Genomic DNA, 17,068 nt, shown 5'->3' with positions numbered 1-17,068 from the left:
GCGATTCGGCGTGGCCGGCAGTCTCCCGGATTGCACATTGACGCCTCGGCGCTGCAGCATCGGGAAGCCGGCGCGCTTCGCGTTTAGTTGATCGAATTTTTAGGGCGAGTGCCGCGACTAAAGGAAATGATCGACGAGGGCTACGCCCATGCTTGCCGAAAAATTCATTTTGCTTCTTGAGACGCTGCTCCAGAGCCAAACCTATCCTGACGGAAGCCCGCGCGTGGTGAGCACTTCGCGCCACGTGCCGGTCAAGCTGCCGGCCCGGAAATAGTCTGGAGACCATGGACCATCGGTGAGATTGCTGGCAGCCTTGTCAGACGGGTCCGATCACACTAGGCAAACACGCGCATTGCCCGTGAGCCATCTCACAGCCGGCGGCCGTCAGTTGCGCTACACCGGCCGCGTAACGACTCGGTGCTGGCCATGGACAGCGAGATCGATTTCGCGACCATCATCGTCGCAGTCTGCATTGCCGCATACGCAGCGATCATGCTTGCCTGTGTCGCCGATGATTTCGACCTGCCCGGCGCGCAGATCCGCCGCCTCGCGATGACCGCTGCGGTCTGCCTCGCGCTTCCGGTGCGCTGGATCTCGTGCGCTCCCGGCCCGACACGGTCGGCTGACGCTGCGCGGACGGCCGCATCATCCGCCTGCCGCATCCGCACGTCGCAAACACGCCGCACAACAATCTGGCTAGGCGAACGACGCGAATCAGCGTTACTTCACACCTGATCACTCCTTGAGGTTTGGCGGCATGACCCAGCCCGAAGCCTTGGATCAGAATATTCGCGCGCTGCAGGAATGGCTGCGCAGTGCCTGGATGCAGCTCGGGGACCCCTCGCTTACCGCTTTCTCCCGCCGCGAATTGCGCAACCAGATGAAGCAATGCAGCGCCGATTTGCGCATGCACCTGCACGCCGCATCCGAGCGGCCGCCGGAGCCGCCGGCCGCGCCTGCCAAGACGTTCGCGATGCCGGCGCTACGGCTCTTGGCTTGGAGCTAGCCTCGCGGGCTCTCATCACCGGGGCGCTTGGCGCGCGCTGGCGACCGATCGGCGCGAGGCGCGCCAAAATGCCGCGACCGCCCGCGCATGCGGGCATACGCGCTGACGGCTTGTTCGCGGCAGCCGCGCAAGGCACAGCAGAACCGCACCAGCATGCCTATATTCCGCGGTGGTGCCGCGGCCAACGCCGCCTATTCTCAGGGACTCTCGTGCTCTATCTGGAACTTGCGGTCGTGACGGTGTTGATCGTCGTCAACGGCCTTCTGTCGATGTCGGAACTCGCCATCGTCTCTTCACGCCCGGCGCGGCTTGCGGCGTTGGTCGAGAAGGGAATCGGTGGATCGCGCCTCGCGCTCGCACTGGCCTCCGATCCCGGAAAATTCCTCTCCACCGTGCAGATCGGCATCACGCTGATCGGCGTGCTGTCGGGTGCATTCTCGGGCGCGACGCTTGGCCAGCGCCTGACGCAATGGCTGCTCGACGTCGGACTATCGCCGCGCATCGCTGACGCGGTCGGAGTCGGCCTCGTCGTCGGTGTGATCACCTATGCCTCGCTGATCGTCGGTGAGCTGGTGCCGAAGCAGATCGCGCTGCGCGATCCCGAGGCGATCGCGGTGAAGGTCGCCCCGGCGATGACGCTGATGGCGAAACTGTCGCTGCCGCTGGTTTGGCTGCTCGACCGCTCCGGCAAGGCACTGCTGTGGGTTCTCGGCCATCGCGAGGACCCGCAGGACCGGGTCAGCGAGGACGAGATCAAGACGCTGGTGGTGGAGGCCGAGAACGCCGGCGTGCTGGAGCCCGGCGAGAAGGAGATGATCGCAGGCGTCATGCGGCTCGGCGATCTTCCGGTCGGCGCCGTGATGACGCCGCGCCACGAGGTCAGCTTGGTCGACCTGTCCGACCCCGCATCCGACATCCTGGCGGCCCTGCAGCAGAGCACGCACTCGCGCTGTGTGGTGTTCGACGGCAATCGCGACCATGCGCTCGGCATCGTGCAGGCCAAGGAGGTGCTCGACGTCTATCTCGACGGCCGCTCGCCCGACATCCGCGCGCTGACGCGCGATGCTCCGATCATCCCGGAGACCGTCGACGCCCGCGACGTGGTCGCGATCCTGCGCGACTCCGCCGTGCATATCGGCCTCGTGCATGACGAGTACGGCACCTTTCAGGGTGTCGTCACCAGCTTCGATATTCTCGAGGCCATCGTCGGCGCCTTCCACACCGAGGAGGGCCCGGCCGAACCGGCCTTTGTCAGGCGCGGCGACGGCTCTTACCTGATTTCGGGCTGGATGCCCGCGCTCGAATTCGCCGAGCTGCTCGGCATCGCGCTGCCCTCGCCGCGGCCCTACCAGACGGCTGCAGGTTTCCTGCTGCATGCATTCGGAGCGATCCCCGAGGTCGGCGCCAGGGTCGCCGCGCAGGGCTGGGAGTTCGAGGTCATCGACCTCGACGGCCGGCGCATCGACAAGGTCCTGGCGAGCCGCCAGCGTCCGGCCTGACATTGCTCCCCGACCGCCCTGTTGATAACCGGCAGGAAAGCGAAAAGGACAGCCATGCTGTGCTATCGGCATAGCGGTCCGAGTGAACCCACGGAATTGATCCCATGCGCATTACCCTTGTCGGCTCCCGCCATTTCGGCGTGACGACCCTGAACATGCTGCGCGAACACGGCGTCACGATCGTCAGGGTTGTCGTCCATGACGGTGAGGACCGGCTGGCGGCCGCAGCCAGGGCGGCCGGCATCGACGTCGTCGTACAGGCCCATCCCAAGCTGGTGACCGCGTCCGAGATCGCACCCGGTACCGACCTGATCGTGACGGCCCATAGTCACGCCCGTGTCAGCAAGGAGGCACTGGCGGAAGCGAGGCTCGGCGGCATCGGTTACCACCCGTCGCTGTTGCCCCGGCACCGCGGTATCGCCGCCGTGGAATGGACCATCAAGGAAGGTGATCCGATTGCCGGCGGCAGCATCTATCACCTCGCCGACCGCATGGACGCCGGCGCGATCGCGGCTCAGGACTGGGTGTTCGTCAAGAAGGGCGAGACCGCACGCGAACTGTGGGAGCGCGCGCTTGTGCCGCTCGGCCTGCGGCTACTCGGCGAAGTCATCGATTATGCCAAGACCTACAAGGAGCTGCCTGCTAAGCCGCAGGACGAGCAGTTTGCAACCAAGGCGCCTAGCCTGCCCGGCAGCAAGCACTAAGGTATCAAAACACCTTGTGTGTCCCTGATCGTGTGGTCCGGGTCGAACCGAATTCACCATCCCAGTTCACTATGATGTGTTTGAGTTCACAGGAACTTTCCGGGATGCTTGCGACGCAGCAAATTTTCGTCACATTATGCCCGGATAAGCCGCGCCATCTCATCAAATGACAGGGATTTGATTCATGCGTTCGACCCGCATTCGGGACCTGCTTGTTGCGTCCGTCGCCGCCTCCGCAGCCATTGTCGCGGCGGCTCCCGTTTCCGCCCAGCAGCCCTATGACGGCCTTTGGAATGTCACAGTCGTGACCAAGACCGGCAGTTGCGAGCCGTCGACGAGTTCGATCCTGACCGTCACCGACGGAAAGATCTCGGCACCGGGTGCGGCGATCTCGGGAACCGTGGGCAGCGGGGGACTTGTGCGAGTCTCGATCAATGGTGCATATGCGAACGGTCAACTCAATGGCAACTCCGGATCGGGGAAGTGGAATGGGGCATCAGCTGGCGTACCGTGCAGCGGCCGATGGGAAGCGTCCCGTCAGTAAGATCAGCAGAGCGTCAGGATTTTTTGCCAAGGCGCGACGGCCTGCATTCGCAGCCGTCGCGTTTTTCGTGACGGCCATGGCGAGCTCGGCCGGGCATGCCCAGTCCAGCCCGTTCGCCGGCATGGCCGGCACCTGGTCCGGCAGCGGCTCCGTCACGCTGGACGACGGTTCCAGCGAGCGCATTCGCTGTCGCGCGACCTATCACGTCTCCGGCCCCCGGATGGCCATGAGCCTGACCTGCGCCAGCGATGCGTACAAGTTCAACCTGGCGGCCAATGTGCAGGCCGAGGGCAGCGCGGTCACCGGCACCTGGAGCGAATCCAGCCGCAATGTCACCGGCAACTTGCAGGGTCGCGGCGGCGGTGGAAACTTCCAGGTCATTGCCAGTGCACCCGGCTTCAATGCCGACATCTCGATGCGCACGACCGGCAACCGCCAGGCGGTTGCGATCAGGGCAGACAACCAGTTCCGCGGCGCCAACATCGCGCTGGTACGGTAAAACGATACACCGACAAAAAAGCCCTCGGGGTCATCCCCCGAGGGCTTTTTGCTGCGCCGAGGGTTATGCCGTGGGCGGCGTGGCGAGTTTCTCGGCGGTCTGCTGGATGGTGCGAGCGATCAGTAGCGCCTGCTCCTTGTTCACGGCGAAATCGTGCACGCCCTTGTCCGTCGTCATCGAGATCACCATGATGTCGGGCTGCTGTTCCGGCCAGCCGGTCGCGAACCCCGAGAGAAAGTCTGGTGCCTTTCTGAGATTGTTCATCGTGACAGATCCTATGCGGCGGGCACGAACGCGGTGACTTCGATCTCAACCTTGGCGCGCTGATCAACCAGCCCGTCGATGTAGAGCAGCGTCGAGGGCGGGAAATTGCGCCCGAGGGTCTCCCTCCACGCCGCGCCGATGCCCGCGCCAGCGGCCTCATATTCGCTGCGGCTGGTCAGGTACCACGTCAGCCGGACGATGTGCTCGGGTCCGGCGCCCGCTTCGTTCAGGAGCTTGACGATACGCTTCAGCGCGGTGCCGACCTGGGCGGCCATGTCGGGCTGGTATTCGCCCTTTTCGTCGCCTCCGGTCTGGCCGGCCAGCACGATCCATTTGCCCGGGCTGTCGAAGGCGACGCCGTGCGAGAAGCCTCGGGGTTTCGACCATTCGGCCGGTTGCAAGACACGCATGAGCAGATCCTCCTGATTATTCCAGCCGTTGCTTAGCACCGATCGCATGGACGGCGCATCACTGGATCGGCAGAATTGCACGTTGCAAATCCGGTTCATCTCGCCGATACCGGCGGACCGTCCCCGCCTCATTCCCCGCCATGGACCGCACACCCTCAAAGACCCGCGCCGCGCTGTGGATGTCCGGCTGGCTCGCGCTGATGCTGATTGTCGCAGTCGCCGGCCGCGAGGCGACGCGCGATGTGAGCGTATTTCAGCTGATGTGCGTGCGCGGCGTGCTCGGCTTCGTGATGCTCTATCCGCTGATCCGGATGAACGGCGGCTTCGCGATCGTGAAAACGGCGCGCCTCCACGTTCATATCGGACGCAACCTGATCCATTTCGGTGCGCAACTCGGCTGGTTCTATGCGCTGACCTTGATCCCGATCGGCCAGGTGGTCGCCATCGAGTTCACCATGCCGATCTGGACTGCGATCCTCGCGGCGAGTTTTCTCGGCGAGCGGATGACGGTCTGGAAGATGATCGCGATCGCGCTTGGCCTGATCGGCGTGTTCGTGATCGTGCGGCCGGCGACCGGCGAGATCAATCCGGGCCAGATGATCGCGCTCGCCGCGGCCGTCGGCTTCGGTGTCTCGGTCACGGTCGTGAAGTCGCTGACGCGAACCGAACAGACACTGGCGATCATCTTCTGGATGCTGGTGGTGCAGTCGGCCGCGAGCCTCCTGCCTGCGCTTTATGTCTGGACATGGCCGCCGCTCCACACCTGGGGCTGGCTCGCCGTGATCGCGTTCGGCGGCACGTTCTCGCATTACTGCATGGCTCGCGCGCTGCTGCATGCCGACGCCACGGTCGTGATCCCGATGGATTTCCTGCGCGTGCCGCTTACGGCGATCCTTGGCTGGCTGCTCTACGCGGAGCGGCTCGATGCCTTCACGGTGCTCGGCGCGGCCATGATCCTGGCCGGCAATCTGTTGAACCTGAAACCGAGCACGCCGGTTGCGGCGCGCGCCAGAGCGTGACTCCGTCCTCGGCGAGGTCTCGCTGGAGCGCTATTTCCCAGCGGCCTTGCGCAGCGCCGCATTGATGCGGTCCTGCCAGCCGGGGCCGCCCTCCTGGAAATACTCCAGTACGTCCTGGTCGATCCGCAGCGTGACCTGCTCCCGGACACCGGGGATAGCCGCAGCCTTCGGCGGCGCTTCCGCGACCTTGGTGGTGGCGCGCTTGAAGGCCGCCTCGGCCTCGCTGCGGGCGTCGCTCAGGGTTCGCGGTCTCCGGGGCTGATCGGCCATGTCTCAGATTCCTTCAACCAGCACAGTTGACAGATAGCGCTCCGAGAACGAGGGCACAATCGCCAGGATGGTCTTGCCCGCCGCCTCCGGCCGCTTGCCGATCTGCAAGGCTGCGGCAATCGCGGCGCCCGATGAAATGCCGCCGGGAATCCCTTCGTTGCGCGCCAGCGCCCGCGAGGTCTCGATGGCGGTCGCGCTGTTGATCTTGACGATCTCGTCGATCACCGAACGGTCGAGGATATCAGGGATGAAGCCCGCGCCGATGCCCTGGATCTTGTGCGGCGTGTGCTGGCCGCCAGACAGCACCGGGCTTTCCTCGGGCTCCACCGCGACGATCCGCAGCGACGGCTTGCGGGGCTTGAGCACCTGCCCGACCCCGGTGATGGTGCCGCCGGTGCCGACGCCGGCCACGAAGTAGTCGATGTTGCCGCCGGTGTCGTTCCAGATCTCCTCGGCGGTGGTGCGGCGATGGATTTCGGGATTGGCGAGGTTCTTGAACTGCTGTGGCATCACCGCGTTCGGCGTCGTGCGCACCAACTCTTCCGCGGTCGCGATCGACCCCTTCATGCCCTGCGACGCCGGCGTGAGCACGATCTCGGCACCAAGGAACGCCAGCATGCGCCGCCGCTCGATCGACATCGATTCCGGCATCACCAGTTTGAGCCGGTACCCGCGTGATGCCGCGACATAGGCCAGCGCAATTCCGGTGTTGCCCGACGTTGGCTCGATCAGCACGGTATCGGGATTGATGATGCCGGCCTTCTCCATCGCGACGATCATCGCGGCGCCGATGCGATCCTTCACGCTGGCCGCTGGGTTGAAGTATTCCAGCTTGGCGAGGATCGTCGCGTTGACACCGCTGGCCTGCGGCAACCTGCGCAGCCGGACGATCGGCGTATCGCCGATCGCGTCGACGATGGAGTCATAGACGCGGCCGCGTCCGGGTTGCACTGCACTCGTTGTCGACGATGCGTCCATCAAGCGGCTCCTGTGGCCAGATGCGCTGGGAAAATGCGGTCTTCATTTCATTAGATGCGGCGCGGCATGACGCGCAAGGGAGAAACCGGCTCATCGGGAATTCGTTGCATCGCAAAATCAGAGCCTGCTCAAATAACGTAAAACCAACGCATTTGTGTTGCGACAAGGTCAAACAAATCGGGCTATATACTTTCGTCACCGAAGCTCAGAACGCAAAGGAGGTCACGATGCCAGCGCTTGCTGAAATCCTGTCGACCGTCGCGTCTAAGCCAGATCCGCGCGGCAACGATCTGCCAACCTGCCCGGTGTGCGCCGACTCCATGGTCGCGGCGGAAGCGTCCGCCTACCTCCATGAGAATTTGATCAGCTATCTCTGGACCTGTGACACCTGCGGTTACGGGTTCGTGACCAAACACTTGGTGAAGCCGATCGTCTGCAACTGACCAAGCTCACCTCGGTGTGATGTCCCCGCGCGCCCATACGGCGCGCGTCTGGTTTCTGAACTGCTCGAACGTGCCGCTGGCGATCGCCTCGCGAATGCCCTGCATCAATTGCTGGTAATAGGCGACATTGATTTCGGACAGCAGCATTGCCCCAAGCGTTTCGCCCGAGCGCACCAGATGATGCAGATAGGCGCGCGAACACCTGCGCGCCGCCGGCCACGGGCTCTCCTCGTCCAGCGGGCGTGGATCGTCGATGTGACGGGCGTTGCGCAGATTGATCTGGCCGAACCGGGTGAACGCCATGCCATGGCGTCCGTTCCGGGTCGGCATCACGCAATCGAACATGTCGACACCGCGTGCTACCGCTTCCAGCATGTCCTCGGGCGTGCCGACGCCCATCAGATAGCGCGGCCGATCGGCCGGCAGGGCGGGCGCGGTCTCCTCGATCATCGACAGCATCACGTCCTGCGGCTCGCCGACCGCCAGCCCGCCGATCGCGTAACCGTGAAAGCCGACCTCGGCCAGCCCGCGCGCGCTGGCGTGGCGCAGCGCCGGGACGTCGCCGCCCTGGACGATGCCGAACAGCATGTAGCCGTCAGGCGCGGATTCAAAAGCGCGCTTGGAGCGCTCGGCCCAGCGCAGCGACAGTTGCATCGCCCGCTCGATGTCGGCGCGCTCGGCCGGCAGCCGGACGCATTCGTCCATCTGCATCGCAATGTCGGACCCGAGCAATCGCTGCACCTCGATCGATCGCTCCGGCGACAGTTCGACCTTGGTGCCGTCGATATGTGAGCGGAACGTGACGGCGTTCTCGGTCACCTTGCGCAGCTCCGACAGCGACATGACCTGGAAGCCGCCGGAATCCGTCAGCATCGGGCCGCCCCAGCCGGTGAACCGCTGCAGGCCGCCGAGGACCGCGACCCGCTCGGCGCCCGGCCGCAGCATCAGATGATAGGTGTTGCCGAGCACGATGTCGGCGCCAGCCTCGCGCACCTCGCGCCAATGCATGCCCTTCATGGCGCCGGCGGTGCCGACCGGCATGAAGGCCGGCGTCCGCACAACCCCGTGAGGCGTGGTCAGGTGCCCGGTGCGGGCCGCGCCGTCGGTTGCGAGAAGCTCGAAATGATTGGGAAGACTCATGCGGCTGCTTATTGCCTGCCGCCGGGGCCCGATCAACCCGCCTCGCGGCGGTTCGGGCGCCGCCGACGTGTTCGACAGGCGCGACCGAACGAGGCTTGCAACGGTCGATGCCTTCCTTTAAACAAAACGAAACCGTATCGTTTTATGACGGCGGTATGGCGATGAGATGCCCTCGGCGCCCGATGTGCTTCAGAGAATGACAAGCGACCGATGGTCTCAGCCGGCAAGGCGCTAGCGTCCGCCCGCATCGTTCGGTGGATGACGGCAGTTCCCGCGCGCACGACATCGCGGGCTGCCCTGCTGTGCGGTCTTGCGCTCGCGCTGGCAGGCTGCAGCACCCTGGCGCGTACGCCCTACACCGCCGCCGACGCCGCCAATGCGCGCGTGCTCGACCTCGACGGGCTGCGGCGGTACGCGGACGAACCGGCGGCGAAATTCCGCCTCGACAAGGAGACTCTCGCGCCGATCACGACGTATCTGGCGCTGTCCGGCGGCGGTGCCGACGGCGCTTACGGCGTCGGCGTCCTGAACGGCTGGACCGCGGCGGGCACCCGCCCGACCTTCTCGGTCGTATCGGGCGTCAGCACCGGTGGCCTGATCGCACCCTTCGCATTCCTCGGCCCGCGCTACGACGAGACGCTGAAGGACGTCTACACTAGCGGCATCGCCGAGAGCCTGCTCCAGGACCCGAGCCTCATGCGGGTGTTATTCGGATCCGGCCTGTTCGGCAATACGCGGCTGCGCGAGCTGGTGGCGCGCTATGTTGGGCCGGAGATCCTGAGCGAAGTGGCGCAGGAGAACGCCAAGGGCCGGAAGCTCCTGATCGTCACTACCGATCTCGATACCCAGCGCTCGGTAATCTGGGACATGGGCCGGATCGCCGCCGTCGGAACCCGTGGGGCGCTGCAGTTGTTCCGCGACGTCATGGCCGCCTCGGCCAGCATCCCGCTGGTGTTTCCGCCGATCATGATCGACGCCGAGGGTCAGGGCCGGCGCTTCCAGGAAATGCATGTCGACGGCGGCGTCACGGCGCCGGTCCTGACGCTGCCGGACGCCCTGCTCTTCCAGGACAGCAGGTGGCCAGCAAACCGCCGCTTCAACATCTACATCCTCGTCAACAAGAAGCTCGAACAGGGTTTCGAGCTGGTATCCAACTCCACGATCGACGTCGCCTCGCGAAGCATTTCCGCGATCACGCAGGCGCAAACGCGGTCCGTCATCCTGTCGACCTACGACTTCGCCCGGCGCAACCGGCTGGGTTTCCATCTGTCCTACATCGAGCGTGACTATCCGTCGCCGGCTTCGCAAGGTTTCGACACGGCCTATATGCGCGCGCTCTATCAGTACGGCTACGAGAAGGCCGTGTCGGGCCGCGCCTGGACGTCGACGCCTCCATGAGAGACAGGCTCGTCGAGTTGGCACCGCGAATGGACGAATCCGGCCGCCGCGGGTTATAGACCGGACACGCCGTCCGAAACGCAACCAAATGAACAGGAATGGGATTGACCGCTACTAGGGTCAGGGCAACGAAACGCAACATTCCGAAATCGCGCGGCGGCCGGCCGACCCGGGATGCCGCGATCGAGCGCGACCAGCGGCTGATCGAGGTCGCCACGCGTCTCTTCCTTGATCGCGGGTTCGACGCAACCTCGATCGACGCCGTCGCCGAGGCCGCGCGGGTCAGCAAGCCGACGGTCTATGCGCAATACGGCGACAAGCGGGGCCTGTTCGCTGCGGTGCTCAGGCGCGAAATTGCGCGCTGGCTCGCCCCGCTCGCTGCTGCGGCGGCTGAAATGCACGTCGATAGCGCCTCAGATAATTCGGTCGAGCAGCGACTGACCGATCTCGGACGCCAGTTGCTGCAGCTGAACTGCGGCGATGATGCCATCGCCTTCAGCCGAATCCTGACCGCCCAGGCCATCAACTTTCCCGAGATTGCAAAGCTTGCGGTCGATGAGGGCTGGTCGAAGGCCGTCGCCACGACGGCGGAATTCTTCGATCATCTGGTCGGGGGCGGCGCCCTCGACCTCGAGGACACGACGATCGCGGCCGAGACATTTCTCAACATGGTGGTCGGCCATACCCATCGGATGGCGACATTTGGGATCCCGATGGACATGAGAACTGCCGAGAAACGCATGGAGGTCTCGATCCGGCTGTTTCTCGCCGGAGCCCTTGGACCGCCTGATCGGGCTCCTATCTTGCCTAAGGCCAACCCGCGCCGCCGGCCGGCGCGCTGATCGTTCCGCAAAGCATCAGGTTGCGCATCGGGTTACCTCCGCGCTGCAGCAATTCTGTCCTTGACCAAAACAAAACGACACCGTATGGTTTTATTTATAAAGAGATGCGGACCCACTGCAACGAGCCCCCCAAGGGTCTCGCGTCGCCTGATAAACTATGATCGCCGCAACGGAGCCTGCGCCGTCACTCCGCTGGACGTTCGGCGGCCGACCTTCACGCAACAGGTCGGCCGCGCTTTCTCGATCTGCACGGCCGCGCAACGCGCAACAGCTTCAACGCAAAAAGTACGGATTCGACGATGACGACAGGACGACTGCGCAGGCTGGTGCGTCGGGTGCTTGGAACGCGGCTGCTTGCGATCGCGCTGCTATCCCTGCCCTTCGCCTCCCCGGCCCACGCGATCGCCACAATGGATGCCGCGGCGGCGGCTCCGTTCCAGAGCGACGACAGCGCGCAGCTCGATGCTCAGGCGGTCCGCCGCGAGATCGACAGCTTCCGGGCGGCCCAGGTCTCGCTGCGTCAGGCCATGGCGATCGCCGAGGCGCAGCACGCCGGCTCCACCACGGCGGATGTCAGCTTCGACGGCGGCGCTGAGCCCGCGGTCTACCGGGTCAAGACGCTCCAGCGCGACCGCGTGTGGCAGCACGCCATCAATGCCGCGACCGGCGAAGTGATGGGTGGCGAGGCCGCGTCGCCGCTGGCGATGCTGGACGACGAAGACCGGAGCAACCTGGTCGTGCTGCGGGGCCTTCGGCACCGTCTGTCGGATGCCGTGCGCGTGGCCGAGCACGCAACGTCCGGAAAGGCGATCAGCGGCGGCATGACGCGCGAGCGCGGCCGGCTCAATTTTGTGATCGTCGTGGTCAGCGGCGCCGATCTGAAGGAGGTCATCCTCGAGCCGCCGGGGGCGCGCAGGCGATGATGCCTGAGCCGGCCGCCGCCTCTGTTTCGCCCAAAAGCCGTTGACGGACGCCGATCTCTCCCGCATAAGTCCGCCCCATGATCACCGCGACCAAACGCACGACCAAAACCACCAAGCCCTCCAGGGCCTCGGGAGGCGTGCGCGCGTAGTCGGTCGAACCGCATCATCTCAACCCGAAGCCCCGCCTGATGAAGGTCCGGGGCTTTTTTATTGCCTGCAGCACATCTTGAATGGAGGACAAAGTGAGTAACGATCCCGTCGTCGCGATTGTCGGCGTCACCGGTGCAGTCGGCGCCGAATTCATCGCCACCATGGACAAGCGCGGCTTCCGCGTCGGCAAGCTGAAGGCGCTGGCCAGCGCCCGCTCGGCTGGCAAGACCATCGACTTCCGCGGAAAGCAGGTCGTGATCGAGGAGCTCACCGAGCGCGCCTTCGAGGGCGTCGATATCGCGCTGTTCTCGGCCGGCAGCGGCATCTCCAAGAAGTTCGCGCCGCTGGCCGTGAAGTCCGGGGCCGTCGTGGTCGACAACTCCTCCGCCTTCCGCATGGATCCGAACGTTCCGCTGGTGATCCCGGAGATCAACGCGAACCGCATCCGCGACCACAAGGGCATTATCGCCAACCCGAACTGCGCCGCCATCACCGCGCTGGTGCCGCTGTGGCCGATCCATCAGAAGAACCGCATCAAGCGCGTGATCATCTCGACCTATCAGGCTGCGAGCGGCGCCGGCGCCGCCGCGATCGAGGAGCTCGTCGAATCGACCCGCGCCAATCTCAACGGACAGGTCTACACGCCGAAGGTGATGCCGCACCCTTACGCCTTCAACCTGTTCAACCACAACACCGCGATCGATCCGGAGACCGGCTACAACGACGAGGAGACCAAGGTCATCAAGGAGACACGCAAGATCTTCGAGGACGAGAAGATCGCGATCGGCGTCACCTGCGTGCGCGTGCCGGTGTTGCGCGCCCATTGCGAGGCGATCACCTTCGAATGCGAGCGGCCGATCACCGAGGATCAGGTACGCGCGATCATGGCGCAGGCGCCGGGCGTGAAGGTCGTCGACGACCGCGCCGGCAACTACTTCCCGATGCCGATCGACGCCTCGGGCCAGGACGACGTCCTCGTCGGCCGCATCCGCAAGGACCTCAGCGACCCCACGGGTCACTCGATCTCGATCTTCGTCGCGGCCGATCAGCTCCTGAAGGGGGCCGCGCTGAACGCGGTGCAGATCGCCGAGCTGTTGCCCGAGCGCGTCCCGGCGTGAGCGCGAGTTTGGAAAATGCCTGACCCGTCATCCCCGCGCAATGGCGTAGCCATTGTCGCTGGAGGAGCGCAAAGCGCGTCTCGAAGGATGCGCGGCCCCAGTCGGGCTGTCGCCCTTCGAGACGGCTGCTTCGCAGCCTCCTCCAGCGACAACGGCGGAGCCGTTGCGCGGGGGTGACGGAAATGCGGTTGCATTCGCCGACTTGATTGTCGGGTAGGATTGTCGGGTGGGCAAAGCGCGAGCGTGCCCACCATTCCTCGTTCAGCACTTGATGGTGGGCCCGCCGCACGCGATTCCTCGCGCAGCGCTAGCTAGCCGCAGATGTTGATAAACCGCGGTCCACGGGGCGTCCATACCCTGCGCAAGCAGCCATCATCGCCGGCGAATGCAAAGCGATGGAAGCGATGATGGAAGAATCGGTGATCGAAGAAGCGGTGGGCGAAGAAGCGGTGGTGAAAGCCGTCTCGATCCGCGAACCTTGAGAACCGGGGCGAGAAGTCCCGATGCGCAAAAGACTCGCGAGCGAAACGTCCGTCGCCGAATTGCGTCCGTCCGCCAATGGCGCCGAAATGCGTGCCGCCTCCGGGGCTCTGCATTCCACCTGCCATCCCGCCGGGATGCATTCCAGCTCCGCCTCCGCCGCCACGGGACATGCCGCTGCCCATTCCACCGCCGGACATGCCACCTCCACCGCCGGACATGCCACCACCAGACATGCCACCGCCGGACATACCGCCACCGCCGCCGCCATGCTGGGCCAACGCCGGTGATGCAAGACCAAGCGCCGTTCCGAGTACAACCGCGGCGAGGCCGTTAAGGATCTTGCAGTTCATGCGAATGTTCCTCCTTGCTTGTTTGCAGCGACGGCCGTCGCGCGAACAAAACGGTCGGAGCTCCCAAATGATCCAGCATTTCCAATTACAAATGAATCAGAGTCTGACAGCCAAGTTAGTTTCATCAGCAACCGCCCAACTGATCGATGTCGCGTTCCGTTGCGCGATCAAGCCCGGCCTTGGACTCCGCAGGTGACGGTGATGGATCGGCACGTGCCGACTCGGTGGTGGAATGGGCAACGCGCAAGCGTACCCACCATTCCTCGCTGCGCACTTGATTTTCGGGCACGACGCATGCGCGCCTTTGCTCCCTACAAATCTACGCGCGGCTCATGCGCCCGGAACAGCAAACAGGCGTCGCCATACGAATAGAACCGATAGCCGCTGGCAATCGCGTGCGCGTACGCCTGCTTCATCGTCCCGAGCCCGGAGAAGGCCGAGACCAGCATGAACAGCGTCGAGCGCGGCAAGTGGAAATTGGTCAGCAGAATATCCACCGCGCGGAAGCGATAGCCCGGCGTGATGAAGATCGAGGTCTCCGCCGAAAACGGCTGGATGGTGCCGTCGGCCGTCGTGGCGCTTTCGAGCAGCCGCAGCGACGTGGTCCCGACCGCGACGATGCGGCCGCCCTTGGCGCGCGCGGCGTTCAGGGCGGATGCGGTTGCGGCGCTGATGCGACCCCATTCGGCGTGCATCCTGTGCTCCGACGTCTCCTCCGCCTTCACCGGCAGGAAGGTCCCTGCCCCGACATGCAGCGTCAGCCGGTGCAGCCCGACGCCGCGCCCACGCAGCGCCGTCTCCAGCGCCGGCGTGAAATGCAGCCCCGCCGTCGGCGCCGCCACCGCGCCTTCGTTTGCCGCGAACATGGTCTGGTAGTCGGCCTCATCCTTGTCGTCGGGCGTGCGCTTCGATGCGATATAGGGCGGCAGCGGCGTCGCGCCGACGTCGGCGATCGCTTGGTCGAGCGTCGGGCCATGGAAAGAGAACGACAGCGTCACCTCGCCCTCCTGCCCCTTCGCCTCAACTTCAGCGTCGAGATGGCCGAGCAGGCAGACCTTGCCCTCATTGCCGAAGCGGACGATGTCGCCGACGGCGAGTTTCCTGGCCGGCTTGACCAGCGCCTGCCAGCGCGAGCCGTCGAGCCGCTTGATCAGCGTCGCCTCGATCCTGGGTTCGGTCTCGCGCCCGATGCGGCGGCCTTTGAGCTGAGCGGCGATTACCTTGGTGTCGTTGACCACGATCTGGTCGCCCGCTTCCAGCCAGTGGGGCAGGTCGGCGATCATGGCGTCGCGCAGCACGCCGTCGGGATGCACCACCAGCATCCGCGCGGAATCGCGCGGGCTCGCGGGCCTCAGCGCGATCCGTTCAGGAGGAAGTTCGAAGTCGAAGAGATCGGTGCGCATTTTAACCTGCACACTGCTGACCCTCATCCCGAGAAGCGCGACAGCGCGTCTCGAAGGATGAGGCCCAGTCCGTTCCAGCATTGTGGCCTCATGGTTCGAGACGCCTGCTTCGCAGGCTCCTCACCGTGAGGGGACAACAGTTACGCCGCGTCGGCGGCCATGCGCGCCTTGACGATCTTGTCCGGATCCTTCACCGGCTCGCCGCGCTTGATCTTGTCGACGTTCTCCATGCCCTCGGTGACCTTGCCCCAGACCGTGTACTGGCCGTTGAGGAAGGATGCGTCGTCGAAGCAGATGAAGAACTGACTGTCGCCGGAATCCGGATTGGCCGCGCGGGCCATCGAGGCGGTGCCGCGGACATGCGGCTCCTTGTTGAATTCAGCCTTCAGTTTCTTGCCGGAACCGCCCATGCCGGTGCCCTGCGGACAGCCGGTCTGGGCCATGAAGCCGTCGATCACGCGGTGGAACACGATGCCGTCGTAGAAGCCTTCGCGCACCAGCTCCTTGATCCGCGCGACGTGGTTGGGCGCCAGATCGGGGCGCATCTCGATCGTGACGGGACCCTGGGTGGTTTCAAGGATCAGAGTATTCTCGGTAGCAGCCATGCTCGCTTCTCCTGGCTTCTGGGTGGATATTTCTTGTTTCTGAAGGGGATCGCGAACGGGCGGCCCGCCACCGCGCCGCCCAAGCTCTCCGTAAATGGCAACGGCGTGCAGCGTTGCAACGCCTCCATCACGGCGATCCGGTATTGCAGCCGGTCATTATCGGTCGCCTGCTCCGATTCGTAGGAGATCCTGGGATGCCCGAGGATCGCGCCTTCGCGGTTGAAGCTGACGATGACCGTGATGTCGATCGGGTTGGCCTTGTCCAGCGGCGGCGGCCTCCAGCACCGGTGAATGCTCAGGACAACGTCCCGGATCGTGTTGAGTTGCTGAGGCTCGGCCGGCGCCGGCGCGGTCAGCGCAAGCCACACGAGCGGCGCGGCAAACCAGGAGAGTTGCTTGCTGCGCGCCGCACTCATGGGTCACTTGATGTCGGATGCGACCTGCACCTTCACCATCTTGTCGGGGTCGGTGACGGTGCCGCTCGCGGAGCCCGCCGGCGCCTTCTTCAGCTTGTCAACCACATCCATGCCCTGCACCACCTCGCCGATCACGGTGTACTGGCCGTTCAGGCTCGGACCATCGGCATACATGATGAAGAACTGCGAATTGGCGCTGTCGACCGAGTCGCCGCGCCGGGCCATGCCGACAATGCCGCGCTTGAACGGCACGTTGGAGAATTCCTGCTTCAGATTCGGATACTTCGAGCCGCCGGTGCCGTTGAAGTTCTGCCCGTCGCCGGTCTGCGCCATGAAGCCGTCCATCACGCGGTGGAACGGCACGTTGTTGTAGAAGCCCTCGCGCGCCAGCTGCTTGATGCGCTCGGCGTGCTTCGGCGCGATGTCGCTGCGCAGCTTGATGACGATGCGGCCCTTGGTGGTGTCGATCACGATCGCATTGGCCTTGTCGAGGCCGGCGGGCAGCGGCTGCGCGATCGCGGGAACGACGCAGAACAGCGCGGCAACGAATGCAAGAATGCGGATCATGGAAACTCCGGATCAGGACGTTCGGGATGTGGCAGGC

23 protein-coding genes are annotated in these 17,068 nt (G+C 64.8%); 14 read left to right on the top strand and 9 right to left on the bottom strand.

Annotation, left to right across the window (positions count from 1 at the left end; all coding sequences use genetic code 11):
- The first annotated feature begins 148 nt into the window (after positions 1-148).
- The 7 genes from MTX23_RS17685 to MTX23_RS17655 all read left to right on the top strand — a co-directional run bounded on the left by MTX23_RS17685 (position 149) and on the right by MTX23_RS17655 (position 4,252).
- Positions 149-274, top strand: a complete 126-nt coding sequence (locus MTX23_RS17685) for a hypothetical protein (RefSeq protein WP_280977940.1) — start codon at positions 149-151, stop codon at positions 272-274.
- A gap of 152 nt (positions 275-426) precedes the next feature.
- Positions 427-735, top strand: coding sequence for a hypothetical protein (locus MTX23_RS17680; RefSeq protein WP_280977939.1), 309 nt, complete (start codon positions 427-429; stop codon positions 733-735).
- A 22-nt stretch (positions 736-757) separates the two neighbouring features.
- Positions 758-1,006, top strand: coding sequence for a hypothetical protein (locus tag MTX23_RS17675; protein ID WP_280977938.1), 249 nt, complete (start codon positions 758-760; stop codon positions 1,004-1,006).
- 209 nt (positions 1,007-1,215) lie between these two features.
- Complete coding sequence (locus MTX23_RS17670; RefSeq protein ID WP_280977937.1) at positions 1,216-2,505, top strand: hemolysin family protein; 1,290 nt, start codon at positions 1,216-1,218, stop codon at positions 2,503-2,505.
- 104 nt (positions 2,506-2,609) lie between these two features.
- Positions 2,610-3,209 carry a formyltransferase family protein gene (locus MTX23_RS17665; protein WP_280977936.1) on the top strand — a complete coding sequence of 200 codons (600 nt, stop codon included), beginning with the start codon at positions 2,610-2,612 and terminating at the stop codon, positions 3,207-3,209.
- Positions 3,210-3,393: 184 nt separating this feature from the next.
- Positions 3,394-3,753: a hypothetical protein gene (locus tag MTX23_RS17660; RefSeq protein ID WP_280977935.1), complete on the top strand. Its 360-nt coding sequence runs from the start codon at positions 3,394-3,396 to the stop codon at positions 3,751-3,753.
- On the top strand, positions 3,698-4,252 hold the full coding sequence (locus MTX23_RS17655; protein WP_280977934.1) for a hypothetical protein: 555 nt from the start codon (positions 3,698-3,700) through the stop codon (positions 4,250-4,252). Before MTX23_RS17660 ends, MTX23_RS17655 begins: the two co-directional genes overlap by 56 nt.
- A 63-nt stretch (positions 4,253-4,315) precedes the next feature.
- Here the strand turns inward: MTX23_RS17655 and MTX23_RS17650 are convergent, their stop codons facing one another.
- Together MTX23_RS17650 and MTX23_RS17645 are read right to left on the bottom strand one after the other, a co-directional pair.
- On the bottom strand, positions 4,316-4,516 hold the full coding sequence (locus MTX23_RS17650; protein WP_280977933.1) for a hypothetical protein: 201 nt from the start codon (positions 4,514-4,516) through the stop codon (positions 4,316-4,318).
- Between the two features lie 11 nt (positions 4,517-4,527).
- Entirely contained in the window at positions 4,528-4,926 is a 399-nt protein-coding gene (locus MTX23_RS17645; RefSeq protein ID WP_280978104.1) for a RidA family protein, read from the bottom strand.
- Positions 4,927-5,066: 140 nt separating this feature from the next.
- On the opposite strand from MTX23_RS17645, the gene MTX23_RS17640 reads away from it, so the two are divergent.
- Complete coding sequence (locus tag MTX23_RS17640; protein ID WP_280977932.1) at positions 5,067-5,945, top strand: DMT family transporter; 879 nt, start codon at positions 5,067-5,069, stop codon at positions 5,943-5,945.
- 30 nt (positions 5,946-5,975) lie between these two features.
- Here the strand turns inward: MTX23_RS17640 and MTX23_RS17635 are convergent, their stop codons facing one another.
- Both MTX23_RS17635 and cysK read right to left on the bottom strand, forming a co-directional pair.
- Positions 5,976-6,215 carry a BrnA antitoxin family protein gene (locus MTX23_RS17635; RefSeq protein WP_280977931.1) on the bottom strand — a complete coding sequence of 80 codons (240 nt, stop codon included), beginning with the start codon at positions 6,213-6,215 and terminating at the stop codon, positions 5,976-5,978.
- A gap of 3 nt (positions 6,216-6,218) precedes the next feature.
- A complete protein-coding gene (gene cysK, locus MTX23_RS17630) occupies positions 6,219-7,193 on the bottom strand; it encodes a cysteine synthase A (protein WP_280977930.1) in 975 nt (324 codons plus the stop codon).
- A 227-nt stretch (positions 7,194-7,420) separates the two neighbouring features.
- On the opposite strand from cysK, the gene MTX23_RS17625 reads away from it, so the two are divergent.
- The gene (locus MTX23_RS17625) at positions 7,421-7,636 is read left to right on the top strand and encodes a hypothetical protein (RefSeq protein ID WP_280978103.1); all 216 of its coding nucleotides are present in this window, start codon (positions 7,421-7,423) and stop codon (positions 7,634-7,636) included.
- A 6-nt stretch (positions 7,637-7,642) separates the two neighbouring features.
- On the opposite strand, the gene tgt is transcribed toward MTX23_RS17625, so the two are convergent.
- Positions 7,643-8,776, bottom strand: coding sequence for a tRNA guanosine(34) transglycosylase Tgt (gene tgt / locus MTX23_RS17620; RefSeq protein WP_280977929.1), 1,134 nt, complete (start codon positions 8,774-8,776; stop codon positions 7,643-7,645).
- 258 nt (positions 8,777-9,034) lie between these two features.
- Between tgt and MTX23_RS17615 the strand changes: the two genes are divergently transcribed.
- The 5 genes from MTX23_RS17615 to MTX23_RS36375 all read left to right on the top strand — a co-directional run bounded on the left by MTX23_RS17615 (position 9,035) and on the right by MTX23_RS36375 (position 13,977).
- Positions 9,035-10,174, top strand: coding sequence for a patatin-like phospholipase family protein (locus MTX23_RS17615; protein ID WP_280977928.1), 1,140 nt, complete (start codon positions 9,035-9,037; stop codon positions 10,172-10,174).
- Between the two features lie 98 nt (positions 10,175-10,272).
- Positions 10,273-11,016, top strand: a complete 744-nt coding sequence (locus MTX23_RS17610; RefSeq protein WP_280977927.1) for a TetR/AcrR family transcriptional regulator — start codon at positions 10,273-10,275, stop codon at positions 11,014-11,016.
- A gap of 299 nt (positions 11,017-11,315) precedes the next feature.
- Complete coding sequence (locus MTX23_RS17605) at positions 11,316-11,939, top strand: PepSY domain-containing protein (protein ID WP_280977926.1); 624 nt, start codon at positions 11,316-11,318, stop codon at positions 11,937-11,939.
- 230 nt (positions 11,940-12,169) lie between these two features.
- The gene (locus tag MTX23_RS17600; protein WP_280977925.1) at positions 12,170-13,207 is read left to right on the top strand and encodes an aspartate-semialdehyde dehydrogenase; all 1,038 of its coding nucleotides are present in this window, start codon (positions 12,170-12,172) and stop codon (positions 13,205-13,207) included.
- A 503-nt stretch (positions 13,208-13,710) separates the two neighbouring features.
- A complete protein-coding gene (locus MTX23_RS36375) occupies positions 13,711-13,977 on the top strand; it encodes a hypothetical protein (protein ID WP_348637563.1) in 267 nt (88 codons plus the stop codon).
- Positions 13,978-14,351: 374 nt separating this feature from the next.
- Here the strand turns inward: MTX23_RS36375 and queA are convergent, their stop codons facing one another.
- From queA to MTX23_RS17575, 4 genes are all read right to left on the bottom strand, one after another.
- Positions 14,352-15,443: a tRNA preQ1(34) S-adenosylmethionine ribosyltransferase-isomerase QueA gene (gene queA, locus MTX23_RS17590; protein WP_280977923.1), complete on the bottom strand. Its 1,092-nt coding sequence runs from the start codon at positions 15,441-15,443 to the stop codon at positions 14,352-14,354.
- Between the two features lie 140 nt (positions 15,444-15,583).
- On the bottom strand, positions 15,584-16,048 hold the full coding sequence (locus MTX23_RS17585; RefSeq protein ID WP_280977922.1) for a peptidylprolyl isomerase: 465 nt from the start codon (positions 16,046-16,048) through the stop codon (positions 15,584-15,586).
- A complete protein-coding gene (locus MTX23_RS17580) occupies positions 16,024-16,464 on the bottom strand; it encodes a hypothetical protein (protein ID WP_280977921.1) in 441 nt (146 codons plus the stop codon). Before MTX23_RS17580 ends, MTX23_RS17585 begins: the two co-directional genes overlap by 25 nt.
- A 3-nt stretch (positions 16,465-16,467) precedes the next feature.
- Positions 16,468-17,031: a peptidylprolyl isomerase gene (locus tag MTX23_RS17575; protein WP_280977920.1), complete on the bottom strand. Its 564-nt coding sequence runs from the start codon at positions 17,029-17,031 to the stop codon at positions 16,468-16,470.
- Between the last annotated feature and the right edge of the window lie 37 nt (positions 17,032-17,068).

Source organism: Bradyrhizobium sp. ISRA436 (genome assembly GCF_029910015.1).
Classification (GTDB): Bacteria; Pseudomonadota; Alphaproteobacteria; order Rhizobiales; family Xanthobacteraceae; genus Bradyrhizobium.
This window is presented reverse-complemented; position numbering and strand designations above follow the sequence as displayed.